Source organism: Lentzea sp. HUAS12, from assembly GCF_024125735.1.
Classification (GTDB): Bacteria; Actinomycetota; Actinomycetes; order Mycobacteriales; family Pseudonocardiaceae; genus Lentzea; species Lentzea albida.
The window spans coordinates 2005981-2024912 of sequence record NZ_CP099738.1; the positions used below are offsets into that span (position 1 = coordinate 2005981).

Genomic DNA, 18932 nt, shown 5'->3' on the forward strand with positions numbered 1-18932 from the left:
GCCCGTGTTCTTGAGTATACCTAGCCCGAATCAGCTCGGCTGATTCTTATCACTCCAGGGCTTGTAAACCTCCGCCCAAGGGGGTTCCAAACCATTCCAGCCTTCTGAACGATATGTTCTTTGGAGTGGATAGACGACGATGCCGAGCTCGGCCTGCGATCGGTCTTCTGGCACCCCCCACTGGCCGAGCGCTCCTGGAATTGGCCTGATCGGGCGGCCGGCCATTTCGATGAAAATGTGGTCGATAACGCCGTGTTCGAAGTAGTCCATGACCGTTACAGTCAAGAAGCAGGCTCCGCGCGGATTTGGGGGACTCGGGTTCTCGAAGGCGTCAGCCCACTCGCCCAGCGTGTGGCCGTAGCCCCATTCGAACACTGCCGACTGGCCAGGGCGGAGGAGGTACTCGTTCCGGTCGGGCGTTCCCACCGCGGGTGGTGGTGGCATGGTGGATCCGCTGGTTGGAAGTAGTTCGGAGCTACCTTCGACGAACTGTGCTTCACCATCGAGTCGGACACGGGCGGTCCCGCTGCCTTCGTTGATGAGTACCCCGCGCATTTTGAACCACATGAACCATTCGCGCTGGCCGTCGAAGACGAAAGGCGTGGCAGGCGTTGCATCACGGCTCGCGGCGAGCGAGCGGTGATTAAGCAGTCGCAGGTCACCTGCGTTCGGCATGGCCGAACGTGTCGAATCGACCAGCGGTGGCCAGGCAGGGTCTTCCATCAGGGCGATGACGCGTGGAGCGTGCTCATCAACTCTGATCCTGGCGGCCTCCAGGACGGCGCTTCGTGCCACAGCGGCGGAATCCCGAGCGACCTCAACGGTCGCCTTCGTGGCTGCGGTCTGGTCAGAGGCTAGGCGAACCTGCCGGCGCAGCAGGACGAGCTGGAACACGGCGAACGACACCAGTCCCACGTTCGCCAACGCTGCGACGAAGGTTCCGATATCTGCGAGGCGCGCCCAGTCAACCCCAGGTTCCGCGGCAAGGTCGAGAAGAAGCGCGACGTCGCGCTGGCACTTCATCGGAGCAGCATATGGTCAGGTGTCGCGTAGGCCGGGAAGCCATGCGGTGTAGCGCTTGAACTCTTGCCGTGGCGCTGTCCGTTCGGTCGCCGCGCAGGTGTCGCCTTGGAGCTCGGAGTCGTTGGCGGCGCGGGAACGTGCGCCATGATGTCGCCGGCTCGGTCGAGCATTGTGGTGGATCGAATACCATTCTGAGATGTCTGAGCGTGATGTCGACGGCGTTGGGCAGCGTCGGAAGCGGCACCACTTCCTGCCGATGTCCTATCTAGCCGGGTGGGCAGACCGCGGGGGGCAGGTCGCCGTGCGCCGCCGCGACCGACCTCTCCCGTTCTGTGCCAGCACTAGGCGAGTTGCGGTAGAGACAGATCTGTACTCGGTTCGCACTGAGTCCGGTATGGACGACTCTATAGAAGTGGCGCTGTCAGAGGTCGAACGACCGCTCAGGGGACACCTGGCGGAGCTACGAGACGGCCGAACTCCGCGCAAGCGAACGGAGATCCGTAAGGAGGTCAGCTTCCTGATCGCGATCCAGCTCGCACGTACTCCCGAGCACATGCAGAGATGGACGTTTCCGGCCAGCGCCGCTGAGTTCACCGGTGAGTCGCCGGTGAGTAGGGAGGGGATGCGGAGGTTCCTCACGGAGAAGCATCTCGGCGCGCCTCCTTCTGAGTCGGAGCTCCAGGGTGCGTTGGACTTCGCGAACTACATCCTGATCAACGGAACACCCAAGAAGGAAGAGTTGCTCGAGCTGACCTTCCGGGCGGCGCGAGAAAAGCTCCTGCCACACCTCGTTGAGATGGCGTGGGCGGTCGAGATCAGCCGGGGACCAAGTTTCGTGACAACAGACCGGCCAGTGGCCGTTTGGAAGCATGACCGCCGAGCGCTCGGTTGGTCGGGTGTCGGGCTTGGGAACGCCGATGAGGTGTGGTTCCCGCTAGGGCCGCAGCATCTGTTGGTGCTCCGTCCACACTACCCAGAGCACCGACACGTGATCGGCGGTGAGCGGGTTGCTCAAGTGAACCGGCACCTCGCGGCAGCGTGCCATGAGTTTGTGATCGCTAGGCCAGCAGATGAGGACGTGCTCGCAGGCATCACGCTCAAAGCGCTTCGCCCCGCGATCAGGTTCAACAGCGCAGTGTTGGTCGGCGAAGATGGCGTCGAGTCCAACGGTCAAAGGATGTTGCACTCCTACGTGCCGTACGACGACGGGAGCGATTAGAGAGTACGCGATCTCGACCACATTGGGGTCTGCTGCACCGATAGGTGACAGTTGTAGTCACGCAGCCTGACTGGCTGGCGTGGACATGATTACTTCGTATTCGATGGGGGTCAACCTGCCGAGGGCGGCTTGGCGTCTGCGGCGGTGGTAGGTGCGTTCGATCCAGGTGACGATCGCGATCCGCAGCTCGTCACGGGTGGACCAGGTGCGGCGGTCGAGAACGTTGTTCTGCAGCAACGCGAAGAAGCTTTCCATCGCCGCGTTGTCACCCGCCGCGCCCACCCTGCCCATCGACCCGGACAGGCCGTGGCGAGCAAGTGCACGGACGAACTTCCTTGATCGGAATTGCGATCCGCGGTCGGTGTGCACCACGCAGCCGGCGACGTCACCGCGGCGGGCGAGGGCGTTGGTGAGCGCGGTGACGGCGAGGCGGGACTTCATCCGGGAATCGATCGAGTAGCCGACGATCCGGTTGGAGCAGACGTCCTTGACCGCGCACAGATACAACTTTCCTTCTGTGGTGCGGTGTTCGGTGATGTCGGCCAGCCACAACAGGTTCGGCGCGGTCGCGGTGAAGTCACGCCGGACCAGATCGTCATGGACCGGCGGGCCGGCCTTCTTGCCGTTGCGGCCGCGTTTCTTGCCGAACGCGCTCCACCAGCCCATCGACGAGCAGATCCGCCACGCGGTCCGATCCGACATCGACAGGCCGGCGTCGCGCGCCTCGTCGGCCAGGAACCGGTAGCCGAACTCCGGATCATCGCGGTGCGCGTCGAACAACGCGTTCGCCCGCCGCGCCCGCTCGAGTTCAGTGACGGCGACCGGGCGGGCACGCCACCGGTAGTACGGCTGTCGAGCGATGTTCAACACCCGGCACGTCACCGCGACGGGAATCCCGTCCGCGGCCAGCTCGTTCACGAGCGGGTAGAGCCTTTTCCCGGCAGGTTCGCCTGCGACAAGTACGCGGTCGCCCGGCGCAGGACCTCGTTCTCCTGCTCCAGCAGCTTGATCCGCTTACGCGCCTCGCGCAGCTCGGCCGACTCGGCCCGGCTCGCACCGGGCTTGGCGCCGTCCTCGATCTCGGCCTGGCGCAGCCACTTGAACAACGTCATTGGGTGGACCCCGAAGTCCTTGGCGATCTGCTCGACGGTCACGCCGGGCTCGCGGTCACGGGCGACCCGCACGACATCGTCGCGGAACTCCTGGGGATAGGGCTTGGGCACAGCGACATCCTCCCAGCTCGCCATCACGGCAAGCCAACTCAGATGTCACCTATCGGTGCAGCAGACCCTTCCGATCAGTTGTGCTGTGGCGGGCAACGACCGGTGCTTGTCGTGATAGGCGAGGAGCCTCAGGCTTGGCAGGTCGAAACCCTCGATCAGCATGCCGACCACTGATACAGCTCGCAGTCGGCCGGACCGGAGGTCTGAAGTGATCTGTCTCTGGCGGGCGGCGGACAGTCCTGAGTGGAGCACTTCGATGTCAACGTCGGCGGCCCGGTATAGCTCTGCGAGCTGGGCTGCTCGTTGCCTGGACGCTGCGCGTACCAGCAGGGTGCTGCTCTTGTGCTCGTCGGTTCTGAGAAGTTTGACCATGGCTTCCAGCACGGCCTGATCGGTCTCGCCGCGGGTTCCCCAGTGGGCCTGGTCGAGGATGACCGGCTTGATCGGTTTGAAAATGTGCTCTTCGAGTGCCTGCCGCAGGGGGTAGTGGTAGACGTGCTCGCCAGGCAGCCTTTGACCGTCGAGTCGCCGTGGCGTTGCCGTGAGGAGGACGGACTTCGCTTGGTCGAAGTGCTCGAGGATCGCGCGCCACGTGGGAGCGGTGCTGTGATGTGCCTCGTCAATGATGATCAGGTCGAAGAGGTCGGCAGGTGGCGGCGAGTCGATGTAGTGAACTGGGCTGATGGTTCCAGGCGAAGCGACGACGACCTCGTACTGGTCGATGTCTGTCCAGTCCTGGACGCGAGCCTTGAGCTCGAGAACTCGCGGTGCGCCGCCATCGATGGCGCCGATGCGTTGCAGCAGGGAGAGATCGCAGAAGGCGCTGCTGAGCTGCTGACGCAGTTCTATCGAAGGAACAACGGCAAGTACCCGTTTCGCGGACAGCAAGAACGGCGCGGCCAAGGCAACGGCGGACTTTCCGGTGCCGGTGGGCAACGAAATCAAGGCGGGTGTGGTTCTTGGAAGGGACCAGTGGGCGAGCAAAGCCGCCAAGGCGCCGCGTTGAGGGATGCGCCACCGAGGTGTGGTCGCCGATTCGTACAGGGTGAATCGGATGTTCTCGAACGACCAGAGGTTCGACTGCAGTTCCGTCACCTTGGCCCCTCCCGTTCGGCCGCGCTACAGGAGAACCCCGCTTGCCCCCTGTGTGCGAGCCATCGAACTGAACAGGCCTTTTCGTTAACCGGGCTAGTTCAAGTTCACCTATTAGGAGGAATGAGTGCAACGGTTCAGACACAGTGCTTGCCGCCGACCAGCTGTGTTAGATGCATTCGACGGCGGTGGTTGTCGCAGGTGCACACTGGAACAGTTGCTGTTCCACATGCTGCTCGGCTTCCTGATCATGCGTGCGTTGCTGGCGCTGGTACGGCTTGTCGCGCGGCTGCCGAGCCCGGTAGGTCGCGGGTGGGCGAGGTTGCTCAACGCGGCCACGAAGCCGTTCGATCTCGTCAACTTCCTTGGTTCGCGGCTGGGCGGCAGCGTCGTGCCCCGTAAGGTGATGATCGTGCTGTGCGACCGCACTGTCGCTGCCCTGCATCGGCGCCTCGATCGTGAGAGCGAGGCCGACTCGTTGTGCGTGCCGGGAAATACGTCCGTGCAGGTCAGCAGTGATCGGCGTGTTAGCGATCATCATCCGGCATGATCGCGGCCGTGCTGGTCCGCGTTGCCTACCTCGCCGTCTCCCACGCCTTCGCCGCGCTGTGGCTTCTGCGCATGACCGATCGAGACAAGGACGTCGAGATCCTGGCGCCACGCCACCAACTCGCGGTCCTGCAACGACAGCTCGGCGATCAGCGCCCTCGATCGCGGCCTGAGCATAGGGCGTTGTTCGCAGCCTTGCTCGTTCCCTTGGGACGCGCGACGCTGCGCCGACTTCGGCTGCTGGTCAACCCGGACACGGTGCTGAGGTGGCATCGCGACTTGATGAAGCGCCACCATGCCCGTACGAGCGTGAACCGAGGGCCTGGACGTCCATGCACGGTTGCTTCGATCCGCGTCTCGTCCTGCACCTGGCAACCGAGAACCCCTCGTGCGGGTATCGACGGATCCACGGCGAACGACCGCGACGCCAAATACCCAGCGTTGATAGACAAAATCCTCGGCACCGCCGGGATCGACACGGTGCCGACCGGCGTCCGGATGCCCCGCATGAACTCGATCATGGAACGCTGGGTCAGGACACTTCGTGCCGAATCGCTGAACCGCACACTGATCTGGAATCAGGCACACCGACGCCACGCGCTGCGGGAGTACGAGCGGTACTACAGTGAGCACCGCACCCACCGATCACTTGCCGCCGCGGCGCCCCTGCAGGTCCGGCCCCAGCCTCTCGAACCCGATCAGATCGAACGCTTCAGAGTAGAGCGGCATGATCGTCTAGGCGGAGTCATCCATGAGTATCGCTATGCCGCTTAACCTGCGTGGATGAGGTTTTCGGCACGCACAGGACTGAGGCGCAGGTCAGACCGCCGGGCCTAGCTTTGGCACCTCACATGGGTTCGTCACACCTTGAAACGGTAGCTCAGCGGTCGAGCGCAGCACCCGTAACGATGATGCAGCCAATTACGACGTCTCAATGAGGTGCCTGGACGTTACAGTTTCGGATAGAAGAAGGCGACCCAATGGACCTGGACCTGCCGCACGACGAACTTCACTCCAGAGAACCTTCCGATGATGCAATTCGATATTCGCACGATGACCGTCGTGCGATTGAAGAGCATTATCGGAGATTCTTCGGAGGCCACTATAACAGTGTGCGGCATGAAAAGGTCTCCACTGCAGTTCATGTAGATGTCTACACATACGGGGCAACCGTTGATCGGTCCTATGTCACGGTTGCGACCTCTGGTATGGGTGCTGTGGATGTTCATTGGAGAGGTGGCGAGCGTGGTCATCCCGTGGAGATCGTGACATACTTGCCAGCCGACTGGGACTTCTCTTCGCCTGAAACGCAATGGCTCCTTCGCAGGATGATCGAAGTCGCGCGTTTTCCACACGAGGTGCGTGAGGTTATCGGTAAGCACCACACGTGGTGCGTATACGACGAGAAAAACGGGATCGCAAACGCCCTGTTTCCTGGTTCGATATTTACCCACTGGTTCTTCCGGTCTCTCATCCATGAGTCGGAAGACGTCGATCACCTGAAACTTCCGAGTGGAAGATGTGTCGATTTTATCTGGGTCTATCCAATAACTCGGCATGAGCTGCACTTTGGTGAGCAGGAGAAGGACCTTTTGGAGCTCGAGGCGCAGCTAGCGTGTCATGCTCCTATACCGATCGACCTGTACCGTCAGTGCCTATTTGCCCCGGAAGGTAGAGAGGAGCGGCGCGCTAGGAAGCGGCAGCAGAAGCGGCTCGCGAGATCTCTGCCTGCCGTCCCCTGGATGTCTGTGCATTGTGATTACCATTGCCGAGACACCACGCATCAATGCGGGCAGGTCCGATGAGTGAAATGTGGAACGTACCGACGTTCGTGGTCAGCGCGATATTTGGCGCGATATCTGGCGGGTTAACGAGCTTGCTCATTGGCGCAAGGAAAGCGGAGAGGGAAGAACGAGGGAAGCGTCGAATCGAGGCGCGAATGAAGCTCGGTAAAGCCATTCGCATCTACCGGCATGACTACAAGAAAATTAGACTGCTACGCTTGGAGAACCAAGAGGTTGAGGTTGATGCACTGTTCGCTTCTGCTCTTGAGCTCGCGATCTCGACCAACGCTTGCTCTCAACTTCTTTCTTACAGCGAGCGCGTCATTCTGCGTAGGCGGGTTGCGTCCGTCATTGGTTTTGAAATGCTGGTACTAGCAGATCTTCAAGTCGAAGACGCCGACGAAGTCTCTACCGCTGCGTTGCACATGGTTGCAGAAAGATGCCGCGTCGACCCGAAGGAAACTATGCGTTTGTTGATCGAAGTAGAGCCGACGGCATCTGTTTGGGACGACATCTTGCGGAGAATTGAACGGCTAGCCCGAAAGTACTCCTAGCCCTGATATCTAAACATCGGTAATTCGGTTCGTAGGCAGTGCAACTTTCTCTCCATATTTTGCCTTATCTCTCCGCCTTTCGCAAAGGTGCCTTCTCCTGTTCATGATCATGCGCTTGTGCGATCTTCGCGATATTAAGCATCGGGGCGTCCTTAGCACCTCCTTGGGGAGCAGCGCGTCTACTGCACGTGGTTTGCCGTCATGGGGCGGCTTGAGGCCATTGTGGATACCGCGTTCGGCCGTCTGAGATTAGGGCAGGATGGCGAAGTCAGCTGTCCAGCCACTCCGGGCGGCTCGACGACGCGGGGTTGAGCCGACCGGGAATGCGTTCACTAGCCTCGCGCGGCGCGCTCCGTTGCGCTGTCGCCGGCGGTTCCCCCTCGGCCAGTTCATAAGCGGCGGCAACGTGACCGGGCGCGGCCCGCTCAACGGCGGACCTGCTTGCGGAGGAAGGCGGTGACGAAATAACCGCGTGAGTGGTACTTCGCGCAACATCCGGTTCCGTAGCGCGGCGGTTGCTGCCGCAGTAGGCGGGTAGTCCTGCCTGTTCGGGGGCGATGTGCGCCCGCGGCGAGATGAGGAACTCGCGGACCTCGGCGCGGTGGTCGATCTGGGCCATGACTCAGGCTAGGCCGCTGGGTGGAGGTGGAGGAGGTAACGCCAGTACCCCGAACGATGGGCACTCCCTCACTCGCCCGCGTTCTCGTTGAGAACACCGAGGGGCGCCCACTCTGAGGCTCCTCGGCGTTGAACCCTGAAGCAGCGTGGTGCTTCCCGCCGCTCAGGGGGCGTCGCTACATCCCTAACCGCGTTTGCGTAAGACGTGGAACGGTACGAGTTGGTCGACGAGGTACAGCTTGTCGCGGCGGCCGTCGGCGTAGCTGATCTCGTAGTTGACCACGCCGAGCCAGTCACCCTCGATGCTGGGAAAGCGTCCGTGCAGTCGGCCTTGCACCTCGCCGGTCAGGTCGAGTCCGGTCGCGATGGCGTGCCTCTCGGCGCCGGGTGGTCGGGCGAACAACTTGTCCAGCCGGACACCTACGCCCGTGAGAACGGGCCTTCGGCCGTGGATGTTGTCGCCTTCCCATGTCGTGAATGGACTGTTAAGCCCCATGGCTGCCCGCCGGGATCAAAGCTCGTTGGGTGCGGTGCAGGACGAGCTCGAAGTACCGTTCCTCGGACAGTTCGGCGCTGTCGGGTGGCGGTGCGGTGGCGGTCAGGCGCCAGGAGTGGTCGGCGTTGTCGGTGGCGCAGGCCAGGCAGCTGATGTGAGCTTCACCGTCGTGCGCGATCGCGCGGAACTGAGAGTGGCCGAGCGTGTGCCGGCCGAGTTTGCACCTCGCGGGCAAGATGGCCACCGACCGTCCGGTCGAGTCGTACCTGTGCGTGAGCTGGCCGTCCATTGGGGACGGTTTGAGAAGCTGCCGATCCATGACGCGAGAACCTATCACTGCAATCGCACATATGTTCGATTGGATGCGTGTGGCGTGTTCGGTGTCTGTCCAACCGGGTCAGTTGCCGAGCGAAGGGGAGGCGCCGGAGAGTGCGAGCGGATGCGGTTCGTTGGTGAGCGCGGCGAGTGCGGTGGCGACCTCTTCGATTGTGGCGCGGACGTAGGTGGTCGTGGTGCCGGCGTCGCTTTTGCCGACGTGTCCGGCGAACTCCCGCGCGACCGCGTAGCCGAAGTTGCGTTCTACCCACGTCAGGGTGGTGTGGCGGATCCAGTGGGTGCTCACTTGTTGGGTCGCGACCCAGGGCAGGTGTTTGCCGAGGCGTTGCCACAAGTAGTCGTAGCGGCGCCTCGTGATGGGGTCGCCGTTGCGGTAGCGCAGAAGTTGGTTGTTGCCGACGGCTCCGCGTTCGTCGCCGAGCTGTAGGAGGTGCTCCATCATCGACGGTGACACGGGCTGCCAGCGCAGGGTGTCACCTTTCTCGAAAAGTCTGACAAGGCATTGGTCGGGATCCAGGTCGCACCGTCGCAGCGCGAGCGCACCGCCACGACGTGCGGCGGTTTCGGTGTGGAAGCGGAGCAGGACGAGGTCGAGCTCGGGGTCGTTGCCGGTCGCTCCGGCAACTTCACTGATCTCGCGGAGTCGGTTGTCGGGAAGTGCGCGCCGGGTGCTGGCGAGACGGCGTGGTTTGGAGACACGACGTGCTGGGTTGTCGGTCTCGGACATGAGACGGTCGGCGACCGCGTGCTGGTAGAGGCACCGTGTTGCGGCGATGAGGTGCTCGGCTGCGCTGCGCCCGCCACGGGAGTTCCTGCGGACGATCGCGTTCGCCTTGGTGAGCTCGGCGAGTTGCTTGATCTCGAGCGGTGTCGGTTCGTTGAGCGGCCGGTCGCCCCACTCGTCGACGATGCGGTTCCAGTACGGCTCGTACACGCGTGACGTTCCGACGGGAACGGCCTTGGTGACGCGCTCGACGTAGTCGCGGATGTTCGGCATCGCCGCGGGTGCTGGTTGGTCGAGTAGTTGTTCGGGACGGACCCCGAGGCGGTTGAGCAGGAGTCGTACCGCCTCGAGGTCGATCTCGTTCACTCTCGTTCTCCGCGCACGTGCGCACCGAGCATCTGGTCGAGTGCCCCAGCTGTGCAGACGACCAGGAGGTCGTGGCCGTCGGACGTCGTGAGCAGGAGTCCGTCACCCGCGCGCAGGTGGCATCTGTGTCGGATTGCGGCTGGTAGTCGGACGTGGCCCAGTTTGGTCACCTTGGCGGTCCCGGGAGACCTGGTGAGCACGATGACCTGGTCGTCGATCACTGCAGGTTTCAGCGAGGTGCCCGGCAACCAGTCCAGTGCTCTGACCAACGACCGGTCGCCGAGGCGCCCGCGCTCGTCAATGGTGGTGAACGCGTAGCGCGATGAACTCCGTTCCACAGGTCCGGGGAGACGGGGCACCGGGAGGCTGACGATTCGGGGTGACCGTGTGACGCGGCTGGCGGAGTTGCTCGAGAGGCTTTCGGCCAGCGCTTCGACGAGGTTCATGAAGCATGACCTCGTTCCGGTGCGTGCGCGGCGGCGTGGAAGTCGTCCAGCAACATCGCTACTGCGCAAGCAGCTTGGAGCGGGACAACGCCGTTGCCGAGGATGCGCAGCTGGTCGACTCGGGGGATTGGCAGGTCGGTTACCCAGCCGGGTGGAAGGCCCATGAGGTGCTCGACGAAGGCCGGGGCGAGCACAGGACCGCCGTGTCTACCGGGCGTGGTCGGGTGTGGCGTGGATCGGCCCGTGATGCTTTCCCAACCAGCTATGGCTGATGAGTAGTTGCGCCACCGCGGGTGCGTTCTCCGCGTCGGGAGGGTGCGCGTGTGGGACGAGCAGGTGACTGAGTCGACCTGCGCTTGCGTCCGTGCGTTGTTGGCCGGTCTGCGGCAAACGTCGCGTTGACGACGTCGTGCAGACTCACCTGGCGACCGAGGGCACGGCGCCGGGTGGGATCTGCGGGGCCTCGGTTGTCGCCGTCGCGGGCTTGTGGCGTCGGTAGCAGCGGGCCAGGCGAGCAGGAACACGCGTTCTCGGCGGTGCGGTGCGCCAATGTCGGAGGCGCGAACGCTGCGCCAGCCCGTGTCGTACCCTGCCTCGGCCAGGTCTCCGAGAACGCGGTGGAGCCCGCCGTTCTTCCATCGGAGGGCGGCGACGTTCTCCACGACGACGAGTTGCGGTCGTAGTACGCGAATGCCTTGGACGGCGTCGATCCACACCCCACTTCGCGTTCCTTCCGTGATGCCCTTGCGTTGTCCGGCGGCGGAGATCTCTTGGCATGGGAAGCCGATGGTGAGGACGTCGACTGGATCGGCGGTGGTCCAGTCGACGAGGCGGAGGTCGCCGAGGTTCGGCACGCCGGGCATGCGCGCGGCGAGGACCAGTTGCACCGCGGGGTCGATGTCGGCGCACCAGGCGATGTGTCCGTCACCGAACGCGGCGAGCACACCTAGGTTCAAGCCTCCGTATCCGGTGCACAGCGACCCTAGGACAGGTCCTGGGCTGGAGCGGATGGTGGTGTTGGGTGGCGCCGTCATGCCGCACGGACTTCGGTTGCGGCTTCGTGAGCCGGGCGCGGTGGTGTGCGGAAGACGAGGACGTCTTCGTGTGCGATGAGGTGGAGCGGGAGTCCTGCCTCGCGTTGCTTGCGGAGGAAGTCGCGTTGGAAGAAGGAGCCTCGGGCGACGAAGTCGTGCTCGGCGACGCGGGCCAGGAGAGCGACGCAGCGTTCGACCGGGATGAGGCCGGCGTCGCGTCCACAGGTGAGGATCTGCGAGGGCAGGTCGATGAGCTCGGCGTGCTCGCGCCACGGGCGCACGGTGATGGCGATGTGTCCTCCGGGGCGCATGAACTCGGCGACTGCGGCGAGGATGCGGGTGAAGCCGGCGAGCAGTCGGTGGTGCCCGATGTTGGCGAGGTTGCCGCGGTCGAGCGTGCTGCCGTACTGGTGGAAGTACTTCTGGATGCCTTCGCCGGGGGCGACGGCAACGCGGCCGTGTGTCGACGGCCCGTAGGGCGGTGAGGTCACGACGAGCGAGACCTCACCGCGCAGGTCTTGCGGTAGCAACGTCGCCAGCTGGCGGGCGTCGCCGTGGACGACACGAGCGTCGTGTTCGACGCCGTGCTCGGTTGCGAGGGCGAGGTTGTTGTTCGCGACGGTGACCCAGTGCGGTTCGTACTCGATGCCCGCGGCGCGCCGTCCGAGGTGGACGGCTTCGACGAGCGTGGTGCCGATGCCGCACATCGGGTCGAGCACGAGGTCGTCCGGTTCGGTGTAGTGCGCGATGGCGTACCGCACGATGTCGGGCAGCATCTTCGCGGGATGGGCGATCGATTCGCGGGTGTAACGGTTCTTGCGCTGGGTTGTCGGTGAGGCCTGTGCGGTTGTCCACACCGATACCGGCAGGTCGTTGCTCATCGGATGACTCCCGTCTCGGCGGCTGCACGGGCTGGGGTGAGCGGTCGAGCGAGGTGGTCGTGCGGCTGCGCGAACACCAGCACGTCCGAGTGGATGCGCAGGTGTGGTGACGGAAGCCCGCGTACCGCGGCGCGGTGCCGCGCGCGGCCGAGTTCCTCTGCTTCGCGGTCGTTCAGGTTGACCTGGAACCGGCTGTCACGGATCGGGGTGTGCAGCGCGACGATGTGCTGCAGGTAGAGCAGATCGGCGAACTGGGCGCTGGTGACGAGTTGGCCGGTGCGGTCGGTGAGTTCACCGGCCGTCGTGCTGTTGTGGGTCAGCGCGACGAAGATGCCCCCGAGGCGGAGCAGCCGTGCTGCGGTGAGCACGGCTTCATCCGTGAGTTCCGCGGTGGTCTGGTTCGGCGGCGCGCTGGTGACCACGAGGTCGGCGAAGCCGGAGGCGTTCCAGTCCACTTCGGAGCCGCAACTCGCGCGGCGGCCGAGGTTGTTCGCGGCGTCGACCGCGTCCGAAGTGGAGCTCGAGTTCGTCGGCCAGGGCAGGACGACCACTTGATCGCGAGTACGGCTGAACGCGCTGACCATCTTGATGATGAGCTGCGTCGGCCACGTCTCGTCGAGCGGTACCGGTATCGATCCACGGGTTCAGGCCGTTGCCCGCGCCGTCGGGGGGGAGAGAGAGAGAGAGAGAGAGAGAGAGCACTTCGCCGGTCGGGCCGTGCTGATGTTGACGGCAGACGGGCAGGGCCTGCGGTTGCCGTCAGCTCATGTTGAACCCGATCAACATGTTAGATGATCGCACGTGCGGCGTGTTAGTTCGCCGGCTGTGATTGTGGCTGAGAAACTTGAAGAGTGATGGCAACCGATGGCCGCTGACATGAGTGACGCTGATACTCAATATCGCGAGTGGATGTTGGAGAACCTCTATCGGGCGGCCGACCACTTCGGACTGATCGTCATCAGCGAGCCGCGGCACGGGTGGCTTGACCGTTCCGTGGGTGCTCTCGCGCATCGAGGCGAGACCAACTACTGGCTTCGTGTGGTCTCCGAGGACAAGCGATGGACCGGTGGAGCTTTCTGGACTGGCAACCTTGATTCGAACGTGTTCACCGGTCTGATGAAGCCGCGCGTGCTCGACGTGTACGAGTGGGAGGAGGTGCGTCAACAGCGTGCTGAGGTGATGACAGTCGTGGCTGGCTCACCGTGTGCTCGCACTGACGCTTTGCGTGAGGTGATTGATCTGCCGGACCGCTGGTGGGCAGAGCTTCGCCGAACGCTCGAGGTCGTCGCAACCACGCCTACGGACAGGGTCAGCATTCCTCAAGATCTCGTCACCGAGAGAATACAGCAACGATTCGGGACGAGTGTCGACACCGACGTGACGGCGTGGGCGACTGTGCATGGCGACCTGCATTGGAACAACTTGATACAGCCGGAGTTCGGCTTGCTGGACTGGGAGATGTGGGGGACCGGTCCTGCAGGAACGGATGTGGCGACGTTGCTCTGTTACAGCCTGCTGGTTCCTTCCGCAGTAGAGCAGATCCAGGCGAATTTCGGCGATGCGCTCGACAGCGAATCTGGACGCGTGGCTCAGCTCTATGCTGCTTCTCGCCTTCTTCGCCGTATGGACAAGGGTGATCATCCAGATCTCGCGCAACCGCTGCTGGCGCATGCCAACTCACTGTTGTGACATGCGGGCAGCGACTCCGGCGATCAACTCCAGCGAGTCGCCTTCATCAAGCGTCAACGCCTGCAGCGCGGAGAACCGGTCGGCCACCCGCTCGACTTGAGCGCGGGTCTCCACGTACTCAGAGCGCAGGAACGTTTCCGTGTACACGACGTCGTCGTGCTGTCGGTGCGCGAAGCTCAGCCATGTGAAGGAGAAGTTCATGGCGGGGCAGGCTGTGACCGACTGCGGTACCACGCGAAGACTCACCTCGGGAAGTTTGCTCATTTCCATGAGGTGCAGTAGTTGTGCCCGCATTGCGCGCTGATTACCCGATGCGCCTCGCACCGTCGCTTCTGTGAGCACAGCCTCGACGGGAACCGGCTCACTGCCAGCGGCTCGTGTTGCCCACGCCTCCCTGGTGCGCGTCAGCTGTGCGATGTTGATCAAATTGTCCGACATCGTTGCTGTTGTGTATTCGGCGAGTTGGAAGATTGTCGGTGGGGCGTCCACGGCGAAGACACGTAGCCGAGTTGCGTCGGTGATGAGGAACGGGAAGTCTTCGGCCGGGTCGAAGACGGGTGCTCGTGGATGCCCGGACTTTCTGAGGTCGGCGGCGTGTTGCGCCTGAGAAATCAAGTGTTGCCACTCGGCTGTGGGCACCTTGTAGACGTAGCCCAGCGCCATGACATCGAAGATCGCGGAAGGCTGTATCGCATTCTCCATCATGGACAGCTTGGCGCTGCTGAAGCCAACGCGTCGGCCTGCTTCGAAGAGGCTCAGGTCGCGTTCGTCTCGCCATCTGCTGAGCTTTCGACCGACTGCGCGTTCTAGGGCAGTCGGCCGGAAATCCTTCGGCACGAACGAGCACCGCCTTTCGTTTACAGCGGCGGGAAGGAGTCGTTCTCGTGGACCACTTCATCTGACCCATCGTGCTCCAGAAGCCGGACGTACCGGCGGGAGATCCACTTCAAGGACTCGTCGTCGTCGAGACTGACGTCGTCGAGCGCGCGGATGATCGCCTCGTACCCCTTGACCGCCTGCTCCTCCTCGACGAAGAGGCTGGAGTTCTCAGTGGTGATCCACACCAGCGATCGATACCTCGGGAACGCCAAGTGGGTGAACGGCCCTGCAATGCCGGCGTGAGCGCCGACCTCCGCAGGCACGACCAGCACGCTGACCTTCGCCCAAGAGGCCATGCGCATCAGGTGTTGCAGCTGAGCGATGTGGACCTGGCGTCCGCCGACCTGTAGGTCGAGTGCGAACTCGTGGAGGTAGAAGGCGCAGCTGAGGCCGCCACCGAGCGACTGCTGCATTTCGCTCAGGGCAAGCAGTCGCGCGTCGATCTCGTTCGGGGCTACGTTGGCCGAAGCAGTCAGCAACTGGTGTGCGTAGCCGTTCGTCCGAAGTAGGTCAGGGATCGTGTGCGGATTCCAGCTCACCATGGTGTCCGCTGCGGCGAGATGCGCTTGAGCGGTGCGTGACCTGATTGGTGCGCACCTACCGTGGGGCTGCCACCAGCCGCTCACCTCTGTGGTGGGGAACAGGTCGAGCAGGTGTTCACGCTCAACCTGAGGGATTCGGCAAGCCCCGAGCGCCACCGCTACCTCGTGGGCGGTGACGCCGCCCTTGCCGTTGACCATGTCCGAGACCTTGGCCTCCTGCCAGCCCAGCAGATCGGCCAGTTGTCGAGAGGACATGCCCGAGCCCGCGATTGCCGCACGCATTCCTTCGCCGAACTCACGGCCGCGTGCGGTGGAGTGCCTCTTGGGCATGTCTGACTTCCTTCGGACGTTCTCGATGAGCTGGTGCTCGCGTCTTTGTGACAGCAAATCGGAGCGCTGTTCGTTGGTCAGCGACAGCCACGCTTCGCCCATGGCCTCGGCAGTGGGTTCGTTCATCGGCGCCGCCTAGAGGCAGTGCTTTGGTGTCGGCGGCGCGCGGCCGCTCGCTGCCACCAGTCGAAGTGGTCGCCGACGATCCAGGCCCACGTCGCCGCTGCCAAGAGTGCGAGGGTGATCGTGCTCGCGATCATCGGAGCTCCCTTCGCTATGGGTAGGTGACGTCCGGTGGCGTGTTTGAGGCGGACGCGGAGTCCTCACGCCACCGGACGGTCTGACGAATGCCGAGCAGACGTGTCAGACTGAAATCAATGTTTCATCAGCGCACAGTCAGCGGTACGTCCTGCGGATGGCTTGGGACGACCTGTTGCGACCTGAATTACGCAGGAGGAGTGATGCGCACCTTTCGCACGGTGCTTGAACAGCGGATTTGGGATCGCCGGCTGACCTTGGAGGAGTTCGTGCAGGAGGCCGAGCTGTACGCCCGCGAGCACCGAGAACCAGGAACCCTCGGGCTGCGGCACCTTCAACGGCTTGTAGCCGGTCGGCGGTCTGATGGGCAGGCCCTGGGGCAGGTGAAGGCGAGCACCGCCCGGCTGTTGGAGAGCATGCTCGGCGCCTCGGTCGAGGAGTTGTTGGCTCCGCCAACAGGGGCCGGACAGATAGGAATTGCAGATCAGATGGCGAGCCGTCCTGAACTGGCGGGCGCTCTTGGATGGTTGGACGAGGCTGCGGGTTGGGCTTCGGGATCAACTGCTGCGAAGGTGCGCGCGCGGATGGAACGGACCAACATTGAGACTTTTCGGGAGCGGCGGTCGCGAAGGAGCGGGATTGGTCGGAGCCAAGTCGCGGACCAGACGCGGCGGTACTACCGAACCTGTGACACGTTCGCTGTCCGTGGGCCCGGCATCGATGTCCGGACGAGTGTGCTGATGCCGGCCGAGTGGAACGAACTTCGTCTACCTCTTGGCGTCGGTGACCAGCGGCTTGCACTGGGCCAGCGAACAGGGGTGAGGCTTCCGTTGACCGCAGACTGTGCAGAGGCAGCCGTTCAGCAGCTCACGGCGGCTGCGGCTCTGGAGGTGCGTCTCGCGGACTTGCCGTTGTACAGGCTCGTGAAGATCGACTTCGGCGCAGAGAGCTTCAGCGGCACCTTCGACATCGGGAGCTTCGTGGAATACGCGCTGACCATGGACCTGCTCGAAGCGGAACTGCTCGACACTGTGGCGGACGGGGCCGGTGCGCCGCAGCCAGTGCGCGACATGTACCTGCCGGACATGGACGCCGTGCTCGACATCGCCGGACGAACTTGCGCCGGCGGGGTTCTGTCGCTTGTGGCGATCGCGCGGCCTGCCGACCGGTTGCGTGGAGCCGCAGACTACGCGCTGATCGTGCAGAGGCGATCAGACAAAGTCGTGAACGCCGCCGGGAAGTTGGCCGTGATCCCGAAAGGCTTTCACCAGCCGCTGACCGATCCTCGGGCTGATGTCCGCATCGACGCCACAATCCGTCGAGAACTGGAGGAGGAGTTGTTCGGGCGCAGCGATGTGGACGGGACCGCGGGCGTTCCGCGTGCGGCATCGCCCATGCATCCGGGCCGTTGGTCAGAGCCGATGAGGTGGCTGGAGAACGAACCTGGGCGCATGCGGATGGAGTGCACCGGTTTCGGACTGAACCTCGTGAGCGGCAACTACGAGTTCGCAACGCTGGTGGTGATCGAGGACGAGGAGTTCTGGCCGCAGTTCGGTGGTCGGCTCGAAGCGAACTGGGAGGCGTCTGGGCTGACTTTGTACTCGAGTCTGGACGGGGAGCTCGTCACAGATCTGGTGCAGCAGGAGGGTCTGCTGCACCGATAGGTGACATCTGAGTTGGCTTGCCGTGATGGCGAGCTGGGAGGATGTCGCTGTGCCCAAGCCCTATCCCCAGGAGTTCCGCGACGATGTCGTGCGGGTCGCCCGTGACCGCGAGCCCGGCGTGACCGTCGAGCAGATCGCCAAGGACTTCGGGGTCCACCCAATGACGTTGTTCAAGTGGCTGCGCCAGGCCGAGATCGAGGACGGCGCCAAGCCCGGTGCGAGCCGGGCCGAGTCGGCCGAGCTGCGCGAGGCGCGTAAGCGGATCAAGCTGCTGGAGCAGGAGAACGAGGTCCTGCGCCGGGCGACCGCGTACTTGTCGCAGGCGAACCTGCCGGGAAAAGGCTCTACCCGCTCGTGAACGAGCTGGCCGCGGACGGGATTCCCGTCGCGGTGACGTGCCGGGTGTTGAACATCGCTCGACAGCCGTACTACCGGTGGCGTGCCCGCCCGGTCGCCGTCACTGAACTCGAGCGGGCGCGGCGGGCGAACGCGTTGTTCGACGCGCACCGCGATGATCCGGAGTTCGGCTACCGGTTCCTGGCCGACGAGGCGCGCGACGCCGGCCTGTCGATGTCGGATCGGACCGCGTGGCGGATCTGCTCGTCGATGGGCTGGTGGAGCGCGTTCGGCAAGAAACGCGGCCGCAACGGCAAGAAGGCCGGCCCGCCGGTCCATGACGATCTGGTCCGGCGTGACTTCACCGCGACCGCGCCGAACCTGTTGTGGCTGGCCGACATCACCGAACACCGCACCACAGAAGGAAAGTTGTATCTGTGCGCGGTCAAGGACGTCTGCTCCAACCGGATCGTCGGCTACTCGATCGATTCCCGGATGAAGTCCCGCCTCGCCGTCACCGCGCTCACCAACGCCCTCGCCCGCCGCGGTGACGTCGCCGGCTGCGTGGTGCACACCGACCGCGGATCGCAATTCCGATCAAGGAAGTTCGTCCGTGCACTTGCTCGCCACGGCCTGTCCGGGTCGATGGGCAGGGTGGGCGCGGCGGGTGACAACGCGGCGATGGAAAGCTTCTTCGCGTTGCTGCAGAACAATGTTCTCGACCGGCGCTCCTGGTCCACCCGTGACGAGCTGCGGATCGCGATCGTCACCTGGATCGAACGCACCTACCACCGCCGCCGACGCCAAGCCGCCCTCGGCAGGTTGACCCCCATCGAATACGAAGTAATCATGTCCACGCCAGCCAGTCAGGCTGCGTGACTACAACTGT

The 18932-nt window shown here is 63.7% G+C and carries 20 protein-coding genes and 1 pseudogene; 9 read left to right on the top strand and 12 right to left on the bottom strand.

Annotated features, from left to right (window positions below):
• Window positions 1–30: 30 nt before the first annotated feature.
• Window positions 31–1023, bottom strand: a complete 993-nt coding sequence (locus ND450_RS08450; protein ID WP_253325586.1) for a hypothetical protein — start codon at window positions 1021–1023, stop codon at window positions 31–33.
• Window positions 1024–1219: 196 nt separating this feature from the next.
• Here ND450_RS08450 and ND450_RS08455 point away from each other — a divergent pair, with 196 nt between their 5' ends.
• A complete protein-coding gene (locus tag ND450_RS08455) occupies window positions 1220–2242 on the top strand; it encodes a DUF4238 domain-containing protein (RefSeq protein ID WP_253325587.1) in 1023 nt (340 codons plus the stop codon).
• A 57-nt stretch (window positions 2243–2299) separates the two neighbouring features.
• Here the strand turns inward: ND450_RS08455 and ND450_RS08460 are convergent.
• Window positions 2300–3465, bottom strand: a protein-coding gene (locus ND450_RS08460; protein WP_253325588.1) for an IS3 family transposase whose coding sequence is annotated in 2 segments (ribosomal slippage) — window positions 2300–3178 and window positions 3181–3465 — 1164 coding nt in all. Because the reading frame shifts where the segments join, the coding sequence is not laid out codon by codon here.
• Window positions 3466–3510: 45 nt separating this feature from the next.
• Window positions 3511–4560 carry a DEAD/DEAH box helicase gene (locus ND450_RS08465; RefSeq protein ID WP_253325589.1) on the bottom strand — a complete coding sequence of 350 codons (1050 nt, stop codon included), beginning with the start codon at window positions 4558–4560 and terminating at the stop codon, window positions 3511–3513.
• Window positions 4561–4774: 214 nt separating this feature from the next.
• Here ND450_RS08465 and ND450_RS08470 point away from each other — a divergent pair, with 214 nt between their 5' ends.
• From ND450_RS08470 to ND450_RS08485, 4 genes are all read left to right on the top strand, one after another.
• Window positions 4775–5107, top strand: a complete 333-nt coding sequence (locus tag ND450_RS08470; protein WP_253325590.1) for a hypothetical protein — start codon at window positions 4775–4777, stop codon at window positions 5105–5107.
• Window positions 5104–5880, top strand: a complete 777-nt coding sequence (locus tag ND450_RS08475; RefSeq protein ID WP_253325591.1) for a transposase — start codon at window positions 5104–5106, stop codon at window positions 5878–5880. The genes ND450_RS08470 and ND450_RS08475 overlap by 4 nt, the downstream gene beginning before the upstream one ends.
• A 206-nt stretch (window positions 5881–6086) precedes the next feature.
• On the top strand, window positions 6087–6911 hold the full coding sequence (locus tag ND450_RS08480; RefSeq protein ID WP_253325592.1) for a suppressor of fused domain protein: 825 nt from the start codon (window positions 6087–6089) through the stop codon (window positions 6909–6911).
• Window positions 6908–7444, top strand: a complete 537-nt coding sequence (locus tag ND450_RS08485) for a hypothetical protein (RefSeq protein WP_253325593.1) — start codon at window positions 6908–6910, stop codon at window positions 7442–7444. The genes ND450_RS08480 and ND450_RS08485 overlap by 4 nt, the downstream gene beginning before the upstream one ends.
• A gap of 802 nt (window positions 7445–8246) precedes the next feature.
• Here ND450_RS08485 and ND450_RS08490 read toward each other — a convergent pair.
• From ND450_RS08490 to ND450_RS08505, 4 genes are all read right to left on the bottom strand, one after another.
• Window positions 8247–8465, bottom strand: coding sequence for a hypothetical protein (locus tag ND450_RS08490; protein ID WP_253325594.1), 219 nt, complete (start codon window positions 8463–8465; stop codon window positions 8247–8249).
• A gap of 82 nt (window positions 8466–8547) precedes the next feature.
• The gene (locus tag ND450_RS08495; protein WP_253325595.1) at window positions 8548–8877 is read right to left on the bottom strand and encodes a hypothetical protein; all 330 of its coding nucleotides are present in this window, start codon (window positions 8875–8877) and stop codon (window positions 8548–8550) included.
• 78 nt (window positions 8878–8955) lie between these two features.
• Window positions 8956–9828, bottom strand: coding sequence for a site-specific integrase (locus tag ND450_RS08500; RefSeq protein ID WP_253325596.1), 873 nt, complete (start codon window positions 9826–9828; stop codon window positions 8956–8958).
• A gap of 152 nt (window positions 9829–9980) precedes the next feature.
• Entirely contained in the window at window positions 9981–10430 is a 450-nt protein-coding gene (locus tag ND450_RS08505; RefSeq protein ID WP_253325597.1) for an AbrB/MazE/SpoVT family DNA-binding domain-containing protein, read from the bottom strand.
• A 5-nt stretch (window positions 10431–10435) separates the two neighbouring features.
• Here ND450_RS08505 and ND450_RS08510 point away from each other — a divergent pair, with 5 nt between their 5' ends.
• On the top strand, window positions 10436–10702 hold the full coding sequence (locus ND450_RS08510; protein ID WP_253328169.1) for a hypothetical protein: 267 nt from the start codon (window positions 10436–10438) through the stop codon (window positions 10700–10702).
• 165 nt (window positions 10703–10867) lie between these two features.
• Here the strand turns inward: ND450_RS08510 and ND450_RS08515 are convergent.
• The 3 genes and pseudogenes from ND450_RS08515 to ND450_RS08525 all read right to left on the bottom strand — a co-directional run.
• Window positions 10868–11464 (bottom strand): annotated as a pseudogene (locus ND450_RS08515) (DNA cytosine methyltransferase); the annotation flags it as partial.
• Entirely contained in the window at window positions 11461–12345 is an 885-nt protein-coding gene (locus ND450_RS08520; protein ID WP_253325598.1) for a TRM11 family methyltransferase, read from the bottom strand. The pseudogene ND450_RS08515 and the gene ND450_RS08520, both read right to left, overlap by 4 nt.
• Window positions 12342–12929, bottom strand: a complete 588-nt coding sequence (locus ND450_RS08525; protein WP_253325599.1) for a hypothetical protein — start codon at window positions 12927–12929, stop codon at window positions 12342–12344. Before ND450_RS08525 ends, ND450_RS08520 begins: the two co-directional genes overlap by 4 nt.
• A 280-nt stretch (window positions 12930–13209) precedes the next feature.
• Here ND450_RS08525 and ND450_RS08530 point away from each other — a divergent pair, with 280 nt between their 5' ends.
• Window positions 13210–14034 carry a phosphotransferase gene (locus tag ND450_RS08530; protein ID WP_253325600.1) on the top strand — a complete coding sequence of 275 codons (825 nt, stop codon included), beginning with the start codon at window positions 13210–13212 and terminating at the stop codon, window positions 14032–14034.
• Here ND450_RS08530 and ND450_RS08535 read toward each other — a convergent pair.
• Together ND450_RS08535 and ND450_RS08540 are read right to left on the bottom strand one after the other, a co-directional pair.
• Window positions 14023–14871, bottom strand: coding sequence for a helix-turn-helix transcriptional regulator (locus ND450_RS08535; RefSeq protein ID WP_253325601.1), 849 nt, complete (start codon window positions 14869–14871; stop codon window positions 14023–14025). The genes ND450_RS08530 and ND450_RS08535 overlap by 12 nt on opposite strands.
• Before the next feature lie 20 nt (window positions 14872–14891).
• A complete protein-coding gene (locus ND450_RS08540; protein ID WP_253325602.1) occupies window positions 14892–15911 on the bottom strand; it encodes a helix-turn-helix transcriptional regulator in 1020 nt (339 codons plus the stop codon).
• 335 nt (window positions 15912–16246) lie between these two features.
• Here ND450_RS08540 and ND450_RS08545 point away from each other — a divergent pair, with 335 nt between their 5' ends.
• The gene (locus tag ND450_RS08545) at window positions 16247–17707 is read left to right on the top strand and encodes a transcriptional regulator (protein WP_253325603.1); all 1461 of its coding nucleotides are present in this window, start codon (window positions 16247–16249) and stop codon (window positions 17705–17707) included.
• Window positions 17708–17756: 49 nt separating this feature from the next.
• Window positions 17757–18922 (top strand): IS3 family transposase gene (locus ND450_RS08550; RefSeq protein WP_253325604.1). Its coding sequence is split into 2 segments (ribosomal slippage): window positions 17757–18041 and window positions 18044–18922, totalling 1164 coding nucleotides; the frame shifts between segments, so codons are not numbered across the junction.
• The last annotated feature ends 10 nt before the right edge of the window (window positions 18923–18932 follow it).

What these genes read in the sequence shown, in the direction of transcription:
- ND450_RS08545 (WP_253325603.1), top strand. Translation starts at nt 16,247, where the DNA reads ATGCGCACCTTTCGCACGGTGCTTGAACAGCGGATTTGGGATCGCCGG.
- ND450_RS08520 (WP_253325598.1), bottom strand. Translation starts at nt 12,345, where the DNA reads ATGAGCAACGACCTGCCGGTATCGGTGTGGACAACCGCACAGGCCTCA.
- ND450_RS08475 (WP_253325591.1), top strand. Translation starts at nt 5,104, where the DNA reads ATGATCGCGGCCGTGCTGGTCCGCGTTGCCTACCTCGCCGTCTCCCAC.
- ND450_RS08495 (WP_253325595.1), bottom strand. Translation starts at nt 8,877, where the DNA reads ATGGATCGGCAGCTTCTCAAACCGTCCCCAATGGACGGCCAGCTCACG.
- ND450_RS08480 (WP_253325592.1), top strand. Translation starts at nt 6,087, where the DNA reads ATGGACCTGGACCTGCCGCACGACGAACTTCACTCCAGAGAACCTTCC.
- ND450_RS08525 (WP_253325599.1), bottom strand. Translation starts at nt 12,929, where the DNA reads ATGGTCAGCGCGTTCAGCCGTACTCGCGATCAAGTGGTCGTCCTGCCC.
- ND450_RS08510 (WP_253328169.1), top strand. Translation starts at nt 10,436, where the DNA reads ATGACCTCGTTCCGGTGCGTGCGCGGCGGCGTGGAAGTCGTCCAGCAA.
- ND450_RS08455 (WP_253325587.1), top strand. Translation starts at nt 1,220, where the DNA reads ATGTCTGAGCGTGATGTCGACGGCGTTGGGCAGCGTCGGAAGCGGCAC.
- ND450_RS08505 (WP_253325597.1), bottom strand. Translation starts at nt 10,430, where the DNA reads ATGAACCTCGTCGAAGCGCTGGCCGAAAGCCTCTCGAGCAACTCCGCC.
- ND450_RS08485 (WP_253325593.1), top strand. Translation starts at nt 6,908, where the DNA reads ATGAGTGAAATGTGGAACGTACCGACGTTCGTGGTCAGCGCGATATTT.
- ND450_RS08530 (WP_253325600.1), top strand. Translation starts at nt 13,210, where the DNA reads ATGGCCGCTGACATGAGTGACGCTGATACTCAATATCGCGAGTGGATG.
- ND450_RS08450 (WP_253325586.1), bottom strand. Translation starts at nt 1,023, where the DNA reads ATGAAGTGCCAGCGCGACGTCGCGCTTCTTCTCGACCTTGCCGCGGAA.
- ND450_RS08540 (WP_253325602.1), bottom strand. Translation starts at nt 15,911, where the DNA reads ATGAACGAACCCACTGCCGAGGCCATGGGCGAAGCGTGGCTGTCGCTG.